The organism is Lactobacillus xujianguonis, assembly GCF_004009905.1.
GTDB classification, from domain to species: domain Bacteria; phylum Bacillota; class Bacilli; order Lactobacillales; family Lactobacillaceae; genus Lactobacillus; species Lactobacillus xujianguonis.
In genome coordinates, this window is the sequence record NZ_ML136902.1 from 1 (window position 1) to 18,975 (window position 18,975).

The window sequence follows — 18,975 nt, forward strand, 5'->3', positions numbered from 1 at the left end:
ATTATAAAACTAAGCTTACAAAAATTATAGATTTGCAGGCTTATTTGTCATACTTTCGTTTAAAAATAAATCGACACAATTTTAATTAAGTCGTTAAATTATACAAAATAATAAAGCAAAACATACGATGATGCTTGACTTTACGTAGAAAAAAGCTTATCGATTATTCGATAGGCTTCACCTCTATTTCGTATCATCACCAATAAGCATTTGTCCTGTGACACCTGCTTTGTATCTTTCATCACGCTTAACGATTTCCCATAAGACTAACAACTGCTTAGTCGTTGCTTCTGAAATCCAGTCTTCTGGTATACCGTGCATGACTAATCTAACCGGCAGATCTAACGCGTCTGCCTTATGTTTGATCTCTAGTTTCTCTCGATTATTTGAGATCCCCGTTAATCCCTGCGTTAAGAAAATTAAAGATTTCGTTACCAGCTTTACCAGCAGATTTATGAGTGTTAATGAAAGTATCAACATCATCGATCTTTGGTGAAACTACAACACCAGCCTTAACAGCTTTAGCAAATAACTTACCAAGTGATAAAGCACCTTCATCGTTCATGGAATCGGTCTGAATGTCAGAAGCTTCTGTAACACCAGGGAAGTGTAACAACATAGCCCACATGTTTGGCGTATTTTCATCAATTAAGACTACTTTTTGGCACAGCATTTGGTTCTTGATTGCTGACTTCTTAGCCAAACCTTCAATCCAGTCAGTTAATTTGTTCTGACCTTCAATGTCAGTTGGATTGAAGTTTGGACGTTGTTCAATTTCTTGAACTGATTGATCTTGCTTGTCCTTAATGTCAGTTACCTTGTTTTGATCCTTTTGATCGTTCTTGTTGTTTACGTTTTCGTTATTTTCCATAATGTTGATTCTCCTTACTCATAAATCTGTCGCTAAAACTGTCAACTAATAATCGTTACCGCCGACAGAGTCTTCCATTAAGTTGATGGCTGTGATAGCCCATGCACGGTTACCAGCAGTGTTACCAGCTTGGTAGTCAGGTGACTTGTTGATGAAGCAGTAATTTGAGTAGAAGTGTACTGAGTCATCGGCAAAGTCGAACTTAAATTCCTCCGTGTTGTTAAGTAACGCAGTCATCATCTTACGAGCTGGTGACATGACACTGAGATTAACAGTGATTGTTGCACCAGTCTTGTTGTTAATTGATCTAACACCGGTACCTTGTGGGTCTTGACTAAATGATTGACGGTCTTGTGAGAATGACACACTAACCATGTCATCTTGGCCAAACCCATAAACTGGAATACCGTTGATCATAACTTTGGCATGAGCAGCATTGTAACTGTCCATGTAACCAGTTTTGGCTGAATTATATGGTGAAGCCATTTACTACAACTCCTTTCTTACTAAGACATGATGGTGTCTGAGTTAACGACACCATTAACAGTGATGGTGTGGATTGCTGAACTTGCATGGTAAGTAAAGCTGGCACCACCGTAGTGACGTTTGGACTTGTCTTGCAGTGATTGTTCTTCACGTGGAGTAGTAGTAACGACATAATCACCCTTACCGGTTTCACCGATTTCTTGGATAATTCCACGGTTGTATGCGTCAAGCAGACGAGATTCAATCGTGCTCTTAATCATCCGGATACCTTCTGCGTCGTATGGAATCTTGTTGTTCTTGTGGAGCAAGTCAACCAAGTCAGAACCAACGTAGGTCTTGACCCAAATTTCACCGTGCAAAAGGTCAATGTATTCGCCGGATAAAGTGAAGCCTTCACTCGTTTCTGGACGACCATCTGAAATGATGTAACCGATAGTATGAGCACTATCCATTCCGGCACGTTCAGCAACGGTTACTTCATCAGGTGTAATGCCCTTTAAAGCCTTAAACTTCCAAGTGGTTGAACCAACCGGCAAAGTAGCAATAGCGCCGACAAAAGCGGCATCCATTGGCTCATCTAAGTCGTGATCCAAGCCAATAGTGAAGTTTTGGCCATAGTAAGGGTTAAACGTACCCAAATCATCAGTTTGAAGCACTAAGAAGTGATCTTGGTTAGCTTCAAAAATGTTTGATGCAAGAACAGTTTCATCTGAGAACTTGTTCTCGCTGAAAATTGCAAATGTCCAGTTAAAAGTCCAGAAGTTTTTCAATGAATCTTCCAACTTATCCTTTGGATAATCGAGGACAGCCACACGATCTGAGTGGTTATCTTGTGCAAAGTAAGCAGCTGCTTTCTTGTAAACTGGCGTACCCTTTGCATAATCAACTTCTACAGCGTCTAGGTTGCTGTATTCGCGATACATAGAACCTGTAGCTGTATCAACTTTTCTAAGCAGCAAGCCGTTCATGCGATCTGAGTTGCTAAGGACATTAGAAAAGGCTCTACTCTTTGGAGCAGAACCTTGATCGTTACTACCAGCTTGTGTGTTAGTAGAATCATTATTCTTTGGTTGACTGCCTTGTGGTGTGTCATCGGCGCTAGCTGGTGCTACATCTTTAGGCTTTGTCTTATTCAAAGTTGCTGCTTCTGCTAGATTTAAGATAAGCAAATTGCCAAGTCCAATCACTGGACGTGGATGAACTACAGTCATAATGACGTTAACATCACGAGTATGCTCAAATGGACCGACAACTTTGCCATCTGCCATAGGGATCATTAAATTTCCTCCTTTTTGATATTGTTAATGTCGATAAAGTGTTTACCGACAGATCCTTGCGTCTTAATTGATCCGATGTCAGATTCATCAAATTCAAAGTTAAGATCGCTTGCCTGATAAACCGTGTCAGCATGACTAATTAGAAAATCAAAATAAAAACCATAGTCATTGTCGTAGTTAATACCTTGCAATAACGTATGGTTTCTAATGTCTGATCGATTTCCTTCTGCTAACTGCGGGACAACGTTTACTTGCTCAAACCAGTGGCGGAAACCTCTACGGTTGGCCAGAGCGTCAAGCAAGTCGCCTGCCATGTCATTAGCCTCGAATTGGTCAACAGCATGGCAGTCTAGCTGAAACCGGCAGTAGAACTGATCTGGTCGATTATCACCAGTTGAGTACTTGTGAGCATCGATCATCTGATAAGTAAAAAACGGATACTTGGTTTGTCGTCCTGAATTTTGCACAGGCAAAAACGGACACTTAAACAACTGATCAACGATTTTGGCCAAAATAAAAACGATCAAGTAATTTTTAGTTAACTTGGGCCGTGAGCTATTCTCCAATGCCATCTTGATCGTCTCCTTCTAGTACGTACTCAAAGAAATGCGAATACGGATTGAAGTTACTGTATTGCGTTACTTTGTACTTACCGAACTGGTCAGGTATTTCAACCACCGTCCCTGTTGGGTAGTGATCTGTTGAGTACCAGACCAATGTTCCTTCTAGTTTTCCACCGCCAGCAATCAGCTTTCTTCCAAGCGAGGAGTTTGAATTGAGGGGTAGAACAGGTTCATGACGCTTTTCAGCATTTTCATCAGATAAATCAACATCAACTGTCGGTCCACCTGGATATGCTACCTGCGGCTGATCAAATGCCCTCCACACCTTAATATCGGTGCCAAAGTCATCTAACATGTCCGAAACGTCCATAAAAAAGCTCATGTCAAATCCTCCTAACCTGGAATAATCTTGTATGTAACTTTCCGCTCTAACTCACCGGTATCTACTAAAGGGTTATCTGATCCTTTATTTGCTACCGTGAGTGGGGCGTTTTTCGGTTCTCTGAGTTGAACTGCACTCTCTTGAATATCCTTGACGCTTTCAACTCCTAATCGATTAAGCAACTTCATGGCCGTATCTTTGCCACGAAAAATGCCATCTAAGCCGTCGCCAATCATCTTCTTATACTTATGCTTGTTATCGTTCCAAGCGTTCTCAATGAACGGTCTGGCAGGAATAACAGTCTCTTTAAGCTTATAGAAGTGTTGCTTACCATCATCACCCTTGAAAGGAACCATGAGGTAACCAGTCTTATTGCCTGGTTTTGGCTTTATCGTTATGCCGTATTCATTGGCACGAACGATCATTAGAAGCTTTGCGTCATCTTCACCAAAGAAGCCAACTGCGACTTGCCAATGATTAAGCTTGTCAAATTCCTTGGCCATCTTAGCGAAATTAGGATGTGATCCTTCACGTCTAATGAGGAATCACCGCCATTCTTGGCGTTTGACCGTCACCGAATCTGCGATACAGCCAGAGATAAAGCAAGCCCCATCTTGAAGAATTGAGCCAGCCCTTACTAGTTGTGTCAGCATAGTGACGCTCCAAGACATCAACTTTTTCTGCGGTGATGCCTCGTCCAGATTTGCCAATGACTGACGCCAAGTGCAGTGTCATATATAACGTGGCCATCTTTTCAATTGGCAGAACCTTATTATTAATGGTTGCTGTTTCCGGCATACTATCGGTTAATGCGATTAAGTTTGCTTGATCAATTAAAGCAGCAATCGTTTCATCGCTGGTCTTTTTATCAAACGTGTCACCGCCAATGGTTCTGACCAATGCTGGCGTTACTTCATCGATGTCAGTAACCATGATTAGTCAGCCGCTGGTGTAGGCTTGATCAAGTCGTTAAGTTGAACAACGTGATTCAAGTAACGAATTACAACGCCACCGAACTTTTCACGGTATTTGTAAGTAGTGCGACGGTGTAAGTGTTCATTCAAGATACGGTTAATCTTTTCAGCGTATGGAATACCGCCAGTTTCGTCATCGTTTAAGAAGACAAGACCCATATCAAGATTACGACCAGTGTATTTAGCTTCCATTTCTGGGATTGCATCAATCCGTGAGAAGTACTTGCTAATCATTTCTTCAACAGTCTTGTCAGCGTTGTACTCGTTGTATGGTACATCAAGCAATTCTTCAACTGCGTCAGTAATTAACAAACGTGGCTTTTGATCGTTGAAGTGCAAGTCAGTGATCTTGTGAGAAACTTTCTTAAAGTAATTAAGAAGTTGTTCTGTTGTCATGTCATTCAACTTAGTAGTTGGAGTTGATTGTGCATAACCGGTCTTATCAGCCTTTTCAGTTAAGCCAATGATGTAATCTTCTGGCTGGCCGTTAAAAATGACTTGGTTTTCGTATTCCAACATGGTACGAGTAGCTTGATCAGTCTTACGATCGATAAATTTACTATCGCCAACTGCTCTAGCTCTATTTACTTCATCGTCGGTAAATTCAACACCAAATTCGAATGAAGTGAATCCAGTGAAGAATCTATGCTTAGTTTCGTCACCTACTGGTGTATCGGTGTTTCTGAATCCACTTCTTTGAGCTTCACCAGAAGTTTCAACTACATCGTAGCCGTAGGCTTCATCATATGGGCCACAATCAATTGGATTAAAAAGATTACGGCCGTTTAATTGCAATTTCTTTGGAACGTAAATCTTCTTGTCAATCGTTACTAATTCACGTTGCGTAATGGTTGCGGTATTAGGCATTCATAGTCCCCTTTCTATTTATTGCTACCTGAACCGCCTTGGTTACCTGATTGGTTTGAAGTATCAGGCTTTGGCGTTTCTTGCTTAGTTGATGGTGCAGGTGATGGGTTGTTAGCAGTATCGTCATCAGCATTGCCGTGATCGAATTGGATACGGGTTTGCAATCTTGCTACTTCATCCTTATTTGCTGCACTTAAAAAGACGCCAACGACTTTGTCGCTAGCGCCTGCAGGTTTGAAATTACCGTCAGCATCAACTGTGGCATTTTCACCGCGGTTAACATCTGCACTGACAGTGACTGAAATTGTCCCGTCTCGTAAGACGTCCAATGCTTGACCCTTTGAGTAGTGGTCTTGATCCATTTCTTTTTGGATGAAGTCAAGTGAGCTAGTCCAGTCACGATTTAAGGCAATACCGTAAATAGGTGCCTTAGTAGCTGGAATAACTACGCCATTCTTAATGACAACTGCTTGACCAAACTTGATGTCTGCACCGGCAGTTTCAACATTTACTCGGTAAGGTTCAAGGGTGGCAATTCTACCTGGACCGATAAATCTCTTTGAGTAGAGGGTTGGATCTTCAATAGGCATTACTTATCACCTCCTGTCGTAACTCCGTAAGATGAGTCACGGAGTGCGAATAGGTTAGCTTCATCTTCCTTGATGCTGTCGTTCTTCTTAGTTGGTCCAGCATAACCGGAAGTTGACTTTGGAGTTTCAAGCATGTCAAATGCTGCGTCTACATAAGTGTCAGACTTGCCTTCAAAGTCCATTGAGTCGCCCTTAATGGCTTTGACAGCGTCAATCTTCATGTCACGAACTGACTTGCCATGATAGTCATAAGCACTGTCACCAACTAAGGTCTTGACCTTGTTGATCAAATCAAGACGTTGGTCAAGGCCATCACCTTTAAGTTGTTCGATTTCTTCTTTCAATTTCTTGTTGTCAGCTTCAAGTGAGTCAGCCTTAGCTTGTGCTTCGTCAGCTGACTTGGAATTGCCTTGGAGTTGATCGATCTTGTCTTGTAAAGCCTTCTTTTGGGCCTTAAGATCAGCAATTTGCTTGGCTTTATCAGAATTTGCTGCGTCAAGCTTAGTGATCTTGGCCACATCTTCTGCTGCAACGGTAATGTCTTGATCACCGTCAACGCGTACTACTTTAGTTTCCATAGATTTTCCTTTCCCCTTTTTATTGCTTGGTGCGATGTTATCTGCGCTGTCGCCAACTAAACGGACTGAGTGACCAGCCCGACCACGTTGGACAACAGCCAAGTGATTGATTTTGATGTTTTTCTGGACGTGATCGTATTTGACGCCGTTGTACTCACCTTTTTCAGGCACTACCTCGGTTTCAAATCCGATTGAAAGCTCCTTTTTACCGTTTTTAATCGCATTAATTAGCCCCGCGTCAGTAATAGCGACATCGTTATATAAGACATTGCCCTCAACGTGGGCGTTAGACGTGGTAAAACCTCGCATGTACTCTTGTGAGTTGTCCTTGGTTACTAAGACACCTGGGTGATCATTAGTAACAGGCTTGTCATTAGCACTTGCTACAGTCGCGTCAGACAAAATGTATTTAGGGAGCTTGGCTTCCTGCGTTTCTGTCCCGTCTGCCTTGTAGTAGGTTTGTACCATCGCTTGTGCGATCGGAACTCTTTTCACGTACAAAAAGCCGGTCTGTTCGTCAATTTTGGCGTCACGGATCGGCACGGAATCGTAATCAAATCGTTGTACTACAGCCATAACTATTCACCGTATGGCACATAGCTTGGCTTGAATGGAATATAAAGAACTTGACCAACCTTAATCTTTGGATCTTGCTTGTCCAAGTGATTGAAATAACGTAATTGTTGGAGTGCCACCACGTGTTCTTGCGCGATGTCTAACAACGTTTCGCCAGGCTTGACAGTATGCTTAATGCAATGATCATAGATTGACTGTTCTTTCTTTTGAGCTTTAGTTTTTTCTTCATTTGCCACCGGTTTCTTCACCTCCTTTGCTACGGGAGAAGTAGGTAAAGTCACTTGAATTGGTTCAGTGGGCTTAGTTACTACTACCGGTTGTGTTGGTTGTTCTGCCATTTTTAAACCTCCTTAAACGCAAAAAAGCACGTCAACCACTACATATAAGTGATTGACGTGCTAAAAGATTGGTTCAGCAACACAACGACAGCGGATTGGCTCTCCTGGGAGTTGGCCATCATCACCGCCGTTGGCGTCATCGTATTTAAAATGTTTTCCATCTAGCTCTCGATGTTTTGGCCGCACTCTGCGGTCTTCCATCGAGCGCCATAGATACTTTTCAGCTCCTGCGCTCTTAGCTCTGTAAGAGTTGAGCTGACTAATAATCGTACCGGTTTGATCGTTGGCAATTAAATCAGCATGCCTGCGCGCCATGCCGGTACGATTAGTAATTGCATCTGTAATACTAGTAATACCGCCACCTTTAGTGATAGAACGGTAAATATCCTTTTCTAGTGAATGCAAATACTGCGATCGCATCGACTCAATCAGTGATACATTTTCCGCAATCCTGCTTTTAACAAAATTGCGTAAAACCGGATTATCACTAATTGGATCAATGCCAACAATTGCAGCCTGTGCTTTGACGTTGTTGTAACTAAACTGATTAATCGCTTTGACAAACTTAGTTGCAATACGGTTAACGTCTTGGCTGTTGGATGCTTGTTCCATACTAAAAGCCATGAGCTGCAATTGCTGATTTAAATGGTCAAACCAATTAGGATCATCAGTTGCGTCATCAAGCTTTAACTGAGTACCGCCTTTGACGTAGCGCTTTAAATAAAACTTAGCGTACACTTTGGCGCCACGATCCCAGTCACGTACTAGCCTTTTGATATTTTTAGCATATTGTTCTTCTAACTTGCGTGGGTATCTAGTGGGTACTCTTGTTTTGGGCACGTCTGATACCTTCTTTCAAAGTCTTCATGATACGTTCAGCATCTTCAAGACTAATTTCATCAACTGAGTCGGTCTTATTTTCCATCGATTGACTCAAATTGTTATTCTGGCTAGCCAAATTCTGCAAGGCTTCATCGGTATCCTCAATTCCAGAATTAACCTTCAAAACCTCTGCTTGTGTGTCAGTGTAATTAATTTCTGACATTGTCTTAGCATCAGGACTCCAAAGCGGATTAAATTCAAGTTTCCACTCAATGCTGTCAGGAGCTTCTGAGCCGTCCGCAACATCAGTTGACCACATCAAAAGTTGAATGATGCGTTCTAATTGCGGTCTCAGCAGTTCTTCTTGCATGGCTTTCACACCATCATAGTAGTTGGCCACATCAGTGGTGGCACCTGCTAAAGTTCCGGCTTGTTCACCGAGTAAAACTGATTTTGGGATATTGGAAGCAGCAGCTAATTGTTGCCAAGCAAATAGCAACAAATTATCAATACCAGATACACTGACTGCGTGACGCTCAAAACTTTGTCCAGTGTGTAAATTGAGAACTGCGTCAGTTCCCATATCTTGTGACAGAGCTTTATTTTGTTCTTTAAATTCTTGTTTGGTTAAAGGATCGGTTGCGTCAAAATCTATTGAATCAGCCGCACCATCATCGGTTAAAACATTGACTACATATGCGTAGAGGATCTTACCAACGGAATACAACGCTGTATCTAGCGTATGAATTTGATCCCAACAACGAGTTAGGATTGAAACCCCAGTGCCATCGTCTTCCAGCTTATCCAGTGAAATGTGACTGTATCGTGATTTATCAATTACGATATTTTTAGTTTGCTCACTTAAACTGCCAGATTGAATGTTACCTTGGCTGTCAACCTTATCCCCTGGTTGGGTATCAGTAATCACAACCGCTGCCTCTTTCATGTAATCCAAGCTTGTTGGATCACTGTTGGCAATCAACTTTTCAACGTGGTTTTGGCCAAAGGCATGTACAAACGCAACATTGCTGATCACTTGGTTAGCAGGATCAAGCGGAACGTTTGTCGAGTTGTCTAATGTTGGTGCATAGATGCCGTATGTAATATAACCATCACCGTGCAAACGATAATAAATAAGCTCTTGACATAAGATTCGTTTTAAATCTAAATCGTCAAGAGCTTTCTGATATTGAGCTTGTTTTTTAGGATCGGATGGAATAATAATCCGCCAACCGTTTCTAGTGGCGTCTTCTGCGGGCTTACTTACAACTTTATGCGCAATCCCGTTCTTGTGATAAATGTTGTTTAACAGGTCGTAATCTTGAATTGCCATTAAAGATGTATAAATTGGCTGTGTATCACCGAACCTCTGAGGCTGGCCAGCTAATTTAGATTCATAATCCATAAAATCCTCGCGGTAGCCGTTCATCTTAAAAGATGTTGGCGGTATTCTACGCTTGGATTTTTTCTGATCTTTACGGTTAAAAATTCCCATTTGCTGCCTCCTTCCTTAAAATTTAAATACCCTAATTGGTTGAGCCTTATGACGAGATAGACGTCTAATGCAATAAACCATCGAGTCAACACTATCGTCATGTGGCATGTTTGGGAAACCAAAGATTTCTTCAAGATAGTCTTCAACTTCCGGATGCCACAACGGGTGTGGCACATAGACGTTGCCGGATTCCCAAATTGGACTGATTGATGCCGCTCTAGCTTCCTTACTGTCAGAGCCAGGACTAACCGAAATCATGCCTGGAATTTGGCGTTTCAAAGTGTCAATGATCGCTGGACCATTGGCTTTATCTTCCACTAATTTAGCTCTAGCCTGTGGATAACGTATGCTCATTTGACGGATAGCTTCCAGCGTTTCGGTAAAGCTTAATCGCTTATGACACCAACCTGGCATCAAGAACATGTCAGCACCACGTCTAGCCCAAACTTGGCCAGCCACAAAGTCGTCATTTTCTTTAGATTTAAACGTTGCGTCCCAACCTTGGCACCATTCTTGCATGTGTCGTGGTCTAATCTTGACTTCTTTTTCAGTTAAGCCGAGTTTAACCATTGTGGCTCGATCTGGGACGTAATAGCGTACCCACTCGCGTTTAAAAATGTTACCGTCATCAAGTGTAGGGCTTTGTTGGTAAAGAGCTTGGAAGCCCTTGGAACCCATTTCTCGCTTTTGAATCTTTAAGTCCTTTAGTGAGTGAAGTTCAGGGCACAAAGCTTCACCATTATGACGACCAATTGCATCAACTTCACCTGGCGCTAAGCCGGTTGAAATTGCCGGTAACTTGATCTCTTCCCATGGACGGGACATACTTTGCAGCAGTCTTCCGGCCAAGTCATCAGTCTGCCAACGTGTCATAATCACAATTACAGAGCTGTTATCCTGCAATCGAGTTGAGAAGGTCTTAGTCCATTCTTCCCAGATCTTTTGCTTAATTGTTGGAGATGCTGCTTCTTCTGCGTCCTTGATAGGGTCGTCGATTATCAGCAAGTCAGCTGAGTGACCAGTCGCAGAACCTAGAATTGAAGTAAAGAATGCTTCACCGCGATGTCCTGCAATAGTAAATTTTTCAGCTGTATTTTTACCAAGTTTCAAACCAAACCAATCGGCATATCTAACAGCTTTTTGTCGGTTAGATTCTGCAAACTGTGAGTACAAGCCTTGACCGTATGCTGAAACCAGTACCCTTTTTTCTGGGTGTTTTAACAAGTAATAACTTGGAAGTGTTTCAGTGATTGTCATTGACTTACCGTGTTGCGGCGGAAGTTCCACGATATAGAAGTGTTGTTCACCATCAACAATTTTTTGAATCAAACTACAAATATAATCGGTATGCCGATAAGCTTGTGCTTCTGGATTAGTCAGCAAAAAATAAGATTCATAGTCTAATTCAACGGCAAGTCTTTGAACGCCCTCTTTAATCGTGGGACTAAGATCCACGTTGACTGGTGTTCCGTGCATTCTGTTCACTCCCTATTTTCCGAGCCAACTTAATGATTTCTTCCTTTGGCATATCCTTAAGAGCATTAACAACCACACCACTTGCAGTGTCATGATCATCAATTTGCTGTTGAGCAAGCTTGGCTTCTGTTTCAGCTTTGATAGCTTCCGCTTGTGCCTTCTTAATCTCGGCTTTATCAAGCTCACTAAGTGGGTAGCACTTAAGGATTTCCTTTGCAGCGTTCATCATATCGACATAACTTGGTGGTATGTCTTCAATCCAAGTTTGATCCTTATACTTAAAGACTTGCTTAGTCTTAGTTTCGCCGCGCGCAATGGCTGTCAGAAGCTCTAAAGCTTCCTTGGCATCCATAATTTTGTGATCTTCAATCTTTTTCATACGCTTTTCGATATAAGCTTTAATTTCTAGCTTGTCTAAGTTAGCGTTACCAATTGAATACGCAGTCTTTTTGGAATAACCAGCGTCAAGCGCAGCTTGGGTGGCGTTGCGAGTTTTGATGTAATTGTCAGCAAACAACTTCTGCTTAGCAGTAAGCTTCTTTTTTGCCTTCTTTTTCTTTTTCAAAACAGGCATCACCTCCCTCTCTATAAACTAACCAGCTTCATCTCACATAATTGATCCGGCGTGTAAGTAGGCACAACAACTTTAATTTTGATATTGATTTTTGTTTCGGTAGTTACTGGCATTAAGTTCATTCCTGAATGTTTAATCTTCTTTGCTGGATGTTTATGTTTAATCTTCTTCATTTCTTTTTCCATCTAGGGTTAATATATGGCTTCCCATCGTGCCGTAATCTCGGCGTAATTGATACGCCGCCAGCTTTTCCCCTATCAAAATAAACCTCAACATACTCAATCCCTGTTTTAGGGTCAGTGATAATACGTGAGCTTATATCATTGAAATTAGCAGAAAAAGTTAAGTTAAGACGATCTTTAAATTCAGCATCTGGATCAGTTGTCTTTTCAGCTGCATGTGGCTTTGCTTCAAAAGCATTTTGAGCGGAACACCCACCCAGTAGCAATGCTGAACTCGCCAATGCAATCATCGCTAAATGTTTAATTTTCATTTGTTCTCTTTTCGTTTTTCTTTGGCATATCTACCAGGGTTAGTCTTTCTTAGTAAATCCCAATATTTATGCTGAATTTCAGCATCTTTTAAAGCTGTGTTATCAAGCGCAGCACTCATAACAATGTCATTATCGTAATGAAGAACTAGACCGCACCTGTAGCATTTAAACGCCGGATGCCGGATGGTGTTGGTATTATCAACATCAGTATCTTCTGCGTCATAAATAAAATAATGTTTGCAGAATTTTTGTTTAATATTTCTAAAAAGCCGCATAATCAAGCCTACTTTCGAGTTACTACAAGATTACCTTTGGGGGCTTGCATAACCGTCATACAATCAGTTGAATGAGGAATTTCTTCTTCCTTTTCAGCTTCCTGATTTCGCTTTTCTTCAATTTCGCGCAGTGTTTGATCTAATAAAACTCGTGCAGCAATGTTACTACTCATTTTTAAACTCCTTAACTCTAGCGATTAGGCAACTAATATAACGATCCATAGCATGAACCTGTCGGTGCATTATTAGCCATTGCTCATCAGAAATGTCAGCTTGATTCTCACGCAATCGCTTTTTCAACTTATCGCGTTTGTTTTTTGCTTCTTTTAGTTCGTTTTCTACGTCAACTAAGACCATAAAAACTCCTTTATAACGCAAAAAAGGCCGGTACCGTACACGATATGTACAGCACCGGTCTTTAATGACTCTAGCTATTAAGAATTAATAAGGCAGTAACTGGATTTGAACCAGTGATTGTAGGGTTGCAACTTACTGTGTTTCCACTTCACTACACTGCCATAGCGTCACATGGCTTGCTACACCATGTCAAGCTCGTATTACTACTATCCCTAGTCACGAGGTATACGAGCGACCCCGAATGGTGGCTGAAAGATTTGAACTTCCGAAACCCAAAAGGTAGCAGCTTTATGGGCTGTTTGCTTTAACCACTTGCATAAGCCACCGCACCTAGGTGTTAATTTCACATATCTAGAATAGTTACTCAACACCCAACAGGTTCACCAGGATTCGAACCTAGATAAAAAGTTTTGGGGACTTTCCGTTTACCATTAGCTTATGAACCTATAAAGCAAGCATCGCTTTTATGAAAACATAACGAAGGTTTTAATGACTTTTGCTTGCTTGTGAGGGAGGAATGCCCTCGATGGGTTTTGATGGATTTGAACCATCATCTCACGCCTTAAAAGGGCGTTGCCTTGTACCGTTAGGCCAAAGACCCATTAGTGGACGGTCTAAACAGCAAATATAACAATAATTTCTTTTCGCTGAAAAAGTTCGGGATCGCTTAACGTCCACTATGCGGAAGTTGGGACTCGAACCCACGACACTACGGCTCTACCAACTGAGCTACTTCCACATGTTGCAGGTGGTTATTAGCCACTTAAACTTGTTAAATCGTCAATTATTCAGCCACGGATCTAGGCAAGTCGCAATAAGAAGAGCGACTTCTTATCTCTTGCCCAGTTTTGCCACCGGAAGGATTTATCCTTCAACTTTCACCTAACGGTTGCGATTATTTCCACATTAATTGCAATGGTCATACACGTTTTAGGCTACTTGTACGGTACGTATCAGTTATAGCCGTATTTCTACGGGTCAACGTGAGCCAGTGACTTTGAGGTGCGTTTATCTCTTTGGTTCGTCCGGAATGCCTTCCAGACTTGGCTGAGACTGTTCCACTTGTACCAAACCAAGCTTCGCAATTGTAGTCCCGCTGACTTTGTGCCTGCCTTATTGATAATCTAATGCTTTCTCAATCAATTCTCGCCACCTTTTACCAAGGGTTCAAGGTCTACCAAAGATACTACCCTTTGGCATGTTTGAAATCCTGTCAGTATCCCAACAGGACGTCGCTGACAAATTAAGATTGATTGGCGTGAGCTTGTTAAAGCTACATACACACGCTTCTGCAATACCGGATAACCGGCAATAGGATTAGCTGGACTCGAACCAGCACTTTACGGAATCAAAGTCCGTTGCCTTACCATTTTGGCCACAACCCTGTATAGTCACAAAAGTGACTATTAAAAAAATCATTTATCAGAGAAATAATAAAAAGAGTTAACAAGTAATGCCATTATTACTAACGGCAATGAACAGCATAAGATTCGAACTTATATCGCACTGTCCCGGAAAATTAGTGCTGCTCTACGCATTGAGCTAGTTGTTCAGCAGCAAAACTCGCTCACACAAACATTACCACTACGTACAGAACAAGTTTTGCTTATTAAGTAGTAAGGGATTCAAACCCCCGCGGGTGCACAAACGCGTCAAAATCATCAATAAGTTAGTTGACTACTATATTAAAAATTGTAGGTAGTACGCACATTAACTACTTATGAGTAGTACAGGATTCGAACCTGCCCGTATATCGCGTTCCAGATGCTTTCAACTGTACAAGACAAGACGCAAGTATTTCACTCTTATGAATTATTGACATCTTTACCTGATATAAGACTACTCAGGAGGCCAATTAACACGGGACCCTCCTAAGACGTAAGAAGGAATTGAACCTTCAAAAGATCAAGGCTGATCTTTCACCACCTTGGCTTACATCATAGTACCGTCCATAGCTTGGACGGCTCACTGTTTGAGATCAAAAGACATCTCTGTCCGCTCGCTGACCTAGCGCTCAAACTCTTTTAAAGCCGTCAGTGTCATCGCAGACTACAGCAGCACCGGGAATCGAACCCGATTTAAAGCGCCAGCTGCCACTACTTTGTTTGAAGAATTAGTTAAATGAAAAAATTGTTTAGATTATTAAGTTCTTTGAAAGTGTAGAGACTGCCGAAAGACTGCTTCCCCTTAATCTTTCGACAATACCATAATACCCTGTAAGTACTATCAACAACCTATCAAAAAACTATCAAATTTCTACCAGAAATCTATCAAAAAACTATCATTCAGAATTGTCTTTCCAAACAATTAATTCTCGTATATCCGTAGCATGATTACGCTTCTTCCAGATTTCCATTCGCTGTGCAAATTCCAGCATCGAGTCTTTGCGCAAACGGTAGTACTGAGCATCTTGAAAACCAAGAGCGTTACCAATAGCGGTTGTCGTCATCTTTTTGACGTAACGATAATATAGAAACAGTGCATGCGGATTGTCAGGACTTTTGTCGCAGTCGTTGATAGCGTCTGAAATCGCACTGACGCAATTAGCAGCTGCTGTGCCGTTTACTAATTGCTCCTCAGTATGATTAACCCCACCATGACTAGAAGCACCTGTGGGGTCTAACATGGGGCTTGACAGATCTGTACGATGACTGCCACTAAAGTTTAAATATCTATCAAAGTCCTTAGTAAGCAATTTATTAACGTTTTTTATTGTTTCGTACTCATCAATTTCGCGGTCTGCTAAACTCACTGCTACAACTCCTGCCATTCTTTATCAATCCTTCCAAGAAACTAGCCATGCGGGACTAACTTCTAATGCCTTTGCCAGCTTCTCCACTCTTTCAAGTGAGGGCTGACGTTCTTGCTTGACGTACCATTCTAAGCTTCTAGTGCTAATTCCACTCAGCTTGGATAAATCTACCAAGGTTAATTTTTTTGCGCTTACAAGCTTCCTCAATGCGGATATACACCATCTATACCTACTTGTTTGAAATACTGATTATTCCTTCTTGATTTGCTTGAACCAAAACATTTGTCAACTCAATTTGTTCTGGATCATTTTCATTCCATTGAATTGAGTTGAGATAATCAGAAAAAGCTTGATCAGACAGACCGAGTAATTGTCTAATCTTTTCAATCTCTCCTCCAATTGCATTAATTACTGTTTTATCTGATACCAGAACGCCGTATAAAGTTGGCGTACCGGCAAGCAAATTATAAATAACTGCTAGGTTTTTCTTGATTTCGCTAATTTTAATTTCGGTTCTTGCGTTTGACTTTTCCATTGTTACTCCTAATATCTAACCAGCTTGCTTAACTCTTCTGAGTTAACAAAAATGTTAGCTCGGAAAGGCTTGGCATACTTTAATTCACGGTAAGTTAAGTCTTTGTCTAATACAAAAACTCTTTTCCCATCCGTGATTGTTTGACCTACTTTGATTTGCAATGATGCCGCCAGTCCTTCCAAACCATCACGATCATGTTAATTGCGTAAGCAGCAACACAGACCATCATTGCAATACATATAAGTTCAACAAATTTCAGCATAAATGCCTCCATCTGCGAATTAGTAATTAGAACTCGTATACGCATATACACTGATGTACTTTTGCATCATCGGCTTTAGGCCTTTACGAGTATCGTAAATTTGATTTGCTAAGTCTTCTAAGTTAAACGCACCATCATAGAAATGGCCGTCACTAAGATCAACTCCAACCCAGCAAGTTATGTTTTCCCATCTTTTACCAGTAATTAAAATCGCACAATCATCACATGAATCCGCTTGTGCAATAGCAATAACATTACCGATCTTTGGATTTAATTGAACAAAATTTTGAGCAAAGCACTTCCGCTTAAACTTCTTTTGTTGCTCAACGACTTTGAATGCTAAGCCATTGAAACTATGTCTTAATTCCTCCTCAGTAGGGAAATCACTTGTATTAATCCGCGTGTGCATTTTCTGTAAGTTCTTTCCATTATCAATCTTGTAGTCCACATCAAATTTCATCGCTATATTCCCTTGTTCATTTCTTTCAAAATATCCCATCTAAGTTCATCCTGAATCACCTTAAAAGGCTTGCCTTGAACGTTTTTGACAATCTTACCTTTTAGTTCCCACCATTCGGCACCGTCATACTCATGACGCTCTAGCCAGCAGCCGTCTTTCAAGAAAACGATTAGGTCACTAGCAAGCCCTTGGCCACCGTACCCGCTATCGTACTCAACAGTTTTGAACTTTTCTTTAAACTGATCCCATGGCATGTAATACACCTCCATCATCAATTTTTAGCTGCCGGATAAACCTGGTCTGCTTGGCTGGCTTATCGCAAGTAATCACAATCTTATTGCTGCCTTTGGACAGCTTTACCATATCAATACTTAATTTCTGACCAGTTATCGTTCTCAGAACTTTCTCGACGGTATCGATTGTTCCGGTAATTGTCGTATCTTGGCTTTGGTTCATGTCTTTTCCTCTTTTCAAAGTTAAATGGCTGATAACGGATAATTTGAGTTAAGTTGATTGCGCCTCCACCTTTTAAGTAGAGCCAATTACCATCTTCACCGTGCACAGCGTCCTCTATAGCGTCGTTAAGTTCCTTTACGGTTAATTCCTTTGTCGTAAAAGTAGAGCCGTCTGTGAAGCGAATTAGGACGCCCTCGGATCGATCTTGATGGTATGAGTTGTTATAACTGTGATAATTACTTTTTGATAAGATTGTTTCTTTAACCTTATTAACTGGCCACTTTTGACCATCTACAGGATGTTCTTTAAAATTCCAAGTCATTTATTTCTCCTCAAAAACTGAAAAGTCATTTTTCTTTAGTTCTTCCCAAAGCTCATATCGATCTTTTTTCATAATTGCCGCTTCACCAGTAGCGGGAATTATGAAAGCAGCATATGGGCACTGATTAATTGTCCAGTATCCTGGCTTTGGCGTTATCGGTTTAAGTTCACTGAACATCAACGGAACAGGCACGTCACTTATCCGATATAACTGCCGGTTAACTAGGCCATCAACCGATTTTATTTGCTTGATTATTTTCATTACTTTTTCTTTCTCTTAATCCATGGGAGAATTCGCTCACAGAATAGTGTCACAATGCCATAAGCAATGACAAATGAAACAATTACAACGCCGATTACTTCCTCCCAGTATTTCAGTTCAGCTAGTTTAGTCATCCAGTTCATTTGCTATGCCTCGTAAATAATCAAGTATCCTTCATCCATACCAAACTTGATGTCTACAACGTTCTTGTCTTCAATGAACTCATTGATATGCTTTGTCAGCTCTTCTCGATCTGCACCAAGAAACATCTTTGTCTTCTTTTGATTAATTAGTTTCATTTTTTCTCTCCTTCGTCGTTTGATCTATAAATGAGATATAGTACTCCGATGGCTTATTGCTGAAATAGTAGGTCGCATGTGCGCTGGTAACGTATAACTGCTCGTCCCATTCAAGATATGTCCTAGCAAGCTTATAGTTGGTTTCGTTGTCAATTTTTAGCTCAGTCAAGCAGTACGTTTCTACGACTTCGTCTTGCAAGGTCTTGATGTTAAACCGTTTCGCTTCCTGCCAAGTATTAGTTATCTCAACTATTCCGGGTATAAATTTTAGATATGGAGCGTCCGATAAGTACTTAGCGCCGGCCATTAGTCTTCCACCGGTTTCTCTTGGCTGCCGTAAAAGTCGACCTTTTCGACAAAGTCATAGCGGCTATTCAACGCGTTAAAAAGAACGTCAAGGCTTGGCGTACTAAACTCATCGTCACTGCTTTCTTTTATTCTTTTGTCATAAAACATTGAGCCATAGGACAAATGAACAAGGCCATACCAACGCTTGTAAGATTGGACATCACCTATAGGCGGTAATGCTTCTTCATGATGCACAATTAGCATAAAGAAGTCCGCCCTGTCGCGAGCAGCAATGCACCGAAACACGTCACCCGGTTGGTAGTCTCTACTTTGTTTGCTCTTAATA

32 protein-coding genes and 5 tRNA genes are annotated in these 18,975 nt (G+C 41.2%); all 37 read right to left on the reverse strand.

The genetic code is table 11. The annotated features are described in order from the left end of the window. Nucleotides 1–183 precede the first annotated feature (183 nt). On the reverse strand, nt 184–321 hold the full coding sequence (locus EJK17_RS09750; protein ID WP_236629358.1) for a hypothetical protein: 138 nt from the start codon (nt 319–321) through the stop codon (nt 184–186). A gap of 61 nt (nt 322–382) precedes the next feature. After that, nucleotides 383–871 carry a hypothetical protein gene (locus tag EJK17_RS09755; RefSeq protein ID WP_103661958.1) on the reverse strand — a complete coding sequence of 163 codons (489 nt, stop codon included), beginning with the start codon at nt 869–871 and terminating at the stop codon, nt 383–385. 45 nt (nt 872–916) lie between these two features. Further along, nucleotides 917–1,357, reverse strand: a complete 441-nt coding sequence (locus EJK17_RS09760) for a hypothetical protein (RefSeq protein WP_103661957.1) — start codon at nt 1,355–1,357, stop codon at nt 917–919. Nucleotides 1,358–1,377: 20 nt separating this feature from the next. Beyond that, entirely contained in the window at nt 1,378–2,634 is a 1,257-nt protein-coding gene (locus EJK17_RS09765) for a DUF3383 family protein (RefSeq protein ID WP_236629357.1), read from the reverse strand. After that, nucleotides 2,634–3,206 carry a phage neck terminator protein gene (locus EJK17_RS09770; RefSeq protein WP_103661956.1) on the reverse strand — a complete coding sequence of 191 codons (573 nt, stop codon included), beginning with the start codon at nt 3,204–3,206 and terminating at the stop codon, nt 2,634–2,636. Before EJK17_RS09770 ends, EJK17_RS09765 begins: the two co-directional genes overlap by 1 nt. Then, a complete protein-coding gene (locus EJK17_RS09775) occupies nt 3,190–3,567 on the reverse strand; it encodes a hypothetical protein (protein WP_127796390.1) in 378 nt (125 codons plus the stop codon). Before EJK17_RS09775 ends, EJK17_RS09770 begins: the two co-directional genes overlap by 17 nt. Nucleotides 3,568–3,590: 23 nt before the next feature. After that, entirely contained in the window at nt 3,591–4,082 is a 492-nt protein-coding gene (locus EJK17_RS09780) for a hypothetical protein (RefSeq protein WP_127796391.1), read from the reverse strand. Between the two features lie 31 nt (nt 4,083–4,113). Beyond that, nucleotides 4,114–4,512: a hypothetical protein gene (locus EJK17_RS09785; protein WP_103661953.1), complete on the reverse strand. Its 399-nt coding sequence runs from the start codon at nt 4,510–4,512 to the stop codon at nt 4,114–4,116. 2 nt (nt 4,513–4,514) lie between these two features. Next, the gene (locus tag EJK17_RS09790; RefSeq protein WP_103661952.1) at nt 4,515–5,420 is read right to left on the reverse strand and encodes a major capsid family protein; all 906 of its coding nucleotides are present in this window, start codon (nt 5,418–5,420) and stop codon (nt 4,515–4,517) included. A 14-nt stretch (nt 5,421–5,434) separates the two neighbouring features. Next, complete coding sequence (locus EJK17_RS09795) at nt 5,435–6,010, reverse strand: structural cement protein Gp24 (RefSeq protein WP_103661951.1); 576 nt, start codon at nt 6,008–6,010, stop codon at nt 5,435–5,437. Continuing rightward, complete coding sequence (locus EJK17_RS09800) at nt 6,010–7,164, reverse strand: DUF2213 domain-containing protein (RefSeq protein WP_103661950.1); 1,155 nt, start codon at nt 7,162–7,164, stop codon at nt 6,010–6,012. The genes EJK17_RS09795 and EJK17_RS09800 overlap by 1 nt, the downstream gene beginning before the upstream one ends. 2 nt (nt 7,165–7,166) lie before the next feature. Continuing rightward, nucleotides 7,167–7,502, reverse strand: coding sequence for a LysM peptidoglycan-binding domain-containing protein (locus EJK17_RS09805; RefSeq protein WP_127796392.1), 336 nt, complete (start codon nt 7,500–7,502; stop codon nt 7,167–7,169). Nucleotides 7,503–7,562: 60 nt separating this feature from the next. Then, nucleotides 7,563–8,342 carry a phage minor head protein gene (locus EJK17_RS09810; protein WP_127796393.1) on the reverse strand — a complete coding sequence of 260 codons (780 nt, stop codon included), beginning with the start codon at nt 8,340–8,342 and terminating at the stop codon, nt 7,563–7,565. After that, the gene (locus tag EJK17_RS09815; RefSeq protein WP_103661947.1) at nt 8,317–9,819 is read right to left on the reverse strand and encodes a phage portal protein; all 1,503 of its coding nucleotides are present in this window, start codon (nt 9,817–9,819) and stop codon (nt 8,317–8,319) included. The genes EJK17_RS09810 and EJK17_RS09815 overlap by 26 nt, the downstream gene beginning before the upstream one ends. A gap of 15 nt (nt 9,820–9,834) precedes the next feature. Then, nucleotides 9,835–11,295 carry a phage terminase large subunit gene (terL, locus tag EJK17_RS09820; protein ID WP_103661946.1) on the reverse strand — a complete coding sequence of 487 codons (1,461 nt, stop codon included), beginning with the start codon at nt 11,293–11,295 and terminating at the stop codon, nt 9,835–9,837. After that, nucleotides 11,264–11,869, reverse strand: a complete 606-nt coding sequence (locus EJK17_RS09825; protein ID WP_103661945.1) for a terminase small subunit — start codon at nt 11,867–11,869, stop codon at nt 11,264–11,266. The genes terL and EJK17_RS09825 overlap by 32 nt, the downstream gene beginning before the upstream one ends. Before the next feature lie 11 nt (nt 11,870–11,880). Then, nucleotides 11,881–12,042 (reverse strand): hypothetical protein, encoded by a 162-nt coding sequence (locus tag EJK17_RS11490; protein WP_161494917.1) that lies wholly within the window; start codon nt 12,040–12,042, stop codon nt 11,881–11,883. Beyond that, nucleotides 12,039–12,362: a DUF6440 family protein gene (locus tag EJK17_RS09830; protein ID WP_103661944.1), complete on the reverse strand. Its 324-nt coding sequence runs from the start codon at nt 12,360–12,362 to the stop codon at nt 12,039–12,041. Before EJK17_RS09830 ends, EJK17_RS11490 begins: the two co-directional genes overlap by 4 nt. Then, the gene (locus tag EJK17_RS09835) at nt 12,359–12,637 is read right to left on the reverse strand and encodes a hypothetical protein (protein WP_103661943.1); all 279 of its coding nucleotides are present in this window, start codon (nt 12,635–12,637) and stop codon (nt 12,359–12,361) included. Before EJK17_RS09835 ends, EJK17_RS09830 begins: the two co-directional genes overlap by 4 nt. Before the next feature lie 8 nt (nt 12,638–12,645). Continuing rightward, on the reverse strand, nt 12,646–12,810 hold the full coding sequence (locus EJK17_RS11495) for a hypothetical protein (protein ID WP_161494916.1): 165 nt from the start codon (nt 12,808–12,810) through the stop codon (nt 12,646–12,648). Continuing rightward, nucleotides 12,803–12,994: a crAss001_48 related protein gene (locus tag EJK17_RS09840; RefSeq protein ID WP_103661942.1), complete on the reverse strand. Its 192-nt coding sequence runs from the start codon at nt 12,992–12,994 to the stop codon at nt 12,803–12,805. Before EJK17_RS09840 ends, EJK17_RS11495 begins: the two co-directional genes overlap by 8 nt. A gap of 90 nt (nt 12,995–13,084) precedes the next feature. Next, nucleotides 13,085–13,155: transfer RNA gene (locus EJK17_RS09845), tRNA-Cys, on the reverse strand. An 81-nt stretch (nt 13,156–13,236) separates the two neighbouring features. Then, nucleotides 13,237–13,320: transfer RNA gene (locus EJK17_RS09850), tRNA-Tyr, on the reverse strand. Nucleotides 13,321–13,521: 201 nt separating this feature from the next. Then, nucleotides 13,522–13,595 (reverse strand) — tRNA-Lys (locus EJK17_RS09855). 79 nt (nt 13,596–13,674) lie between these two features. Beyond that, a tRNA-Ser gene (locus EJK17_RS09860) sits at nt 13,675–13,733 on the reverse strand. 573 nt (nt 13,734–14,306) lie between these two features. Further along, nucleotides 14,307–14,379: transfer RNA gene (locus EJK17_RS09865), tRNA-Gln, on the reverse strand. A gap of 896 nt (nt 14,380–15,275) precedes the next feature. Then, entirely contained in the window at nt 15,276–15,764 is a 489-nt protein-coding gene (locus tag EJK17_RS09870; protein ID WP_103661941.1) for an ArpU family phage packaging/lysis transcriptional regulator, read from the reverse strand. A 6-nt stretch (nt 15,765–15,770) separates the two neighbouring features. Next, a complete protein-coding gene (locus EJK17_RS09875; RefSeq protein ID WP_342769185.1) occupies nt 15,771–15,953 on the reverse strand; it encodes a helix-turn-helix domain-containing protein in 183 nt (60 codons plus the stop codon). Between the two features lie 22 nt (nt 15,954–15,975). Next, nucleotides 15,976–16,281: a hypothetical protein gene (locus EJK17_RS09880; protein WP_103661940.1), complete on the reverse strand. Its 306-nt coding sequence runs from the start codon at nt 16,279–16,281 to the stop codon at nt 15,976–15,978. Nucleotides 16,282–16,289: 8 nt separating this feature from the next. Further along, nucleotides 16,290–16,442, reverse strand: coding sequence for a hypothetical protein (locus tag EJK17_RS11500; protein ID WP_161494915.1), 153 nt, complete (start codon nt 16,440–16,442; stop codon nt 16,290–16,292). A gap of 120 nt (nt 16,443–16,562) precedes the next feature. Beyond that, nucleotides 16,563–17,042 carry a hypothetical protein gene (locus tag EJK17_RS09885; RefSeq protein ID WP_168180787.1) on the reverse strand — a complete coding sequence of 160 codons (480 nt, stop codon included), beginning with the start codon at nt 17,040–17,042 and terminating at the stop codon, nt 16,563–16,565. Continuing rightward, a complete protein-coding gene (locus tag EJK17_RS09890; protein WP_127796394.1) occupies nt 17,006–17,257 on the reverse strand; it encodes a hypothetical protein in 252 nt (83 codons plus the stop codon). The genes EJK17_RS09885 and EJK17_RS09890 overlap by 37 nt, the downstream gene beginning before the upstream one ends. 110 nt (nt 17,258–17,367) lie before the next feature. After that, nucleotides 17,368–17,781 (reverse strand): hypothetical protein, encoded by a 414-nt coding sequence (locus EJK17_RS09900; RefSeq protein ID WP_103661937.1) that lies wholly within the window; start codon nt 17,779–17,781, stop codon nt 17,368–17,370. After that, nucleotides 17,782–18,042, reverse strand: a complete 261-nt coding sequence (locus EJK17_RS09905) for a hypothetical protein (protein WP_103661936.1) — start codon at nt 18,040–18,042, stop codon at nt 17,782–17,784. Beyond that, nucleotides 18,042–18,185 (reverse strand): hypothetical protein, encoded by a 144-nt coding sequence (locus EJK17_RS11505; protein WP_161494914.1) that lies wholly within the window; start codon nt 18,183–18,185, stop codon nt 18,042–18,044. The genes EJK17_RS09905 and EJK17_RS11505 overlap by 1 nt, the downstream gene beginning before the upstream one ends. Before the next feature lie 3 nt (nt 18,186–18,188). After that, on the reverse strand, nt 18,189–18,341 hold the full coding sequence (locus tag EJK17_RS11510) for a hypothetical protein (protein WP_161494913.1): 153 nt from the start codon (nt 18,339–18,341) through the stop codon (nt 18,189–18,191). A gap of 306 nt (nt 18,342–18,647) precedes the next feature. Then, nucleotides 18,648–18,975 (reverse strand): hypothetical protein (locus EJK17_RS09910; protein WP_210403769.1); only part of this gene is annotated, 328 nt, incomplete at its 5' end.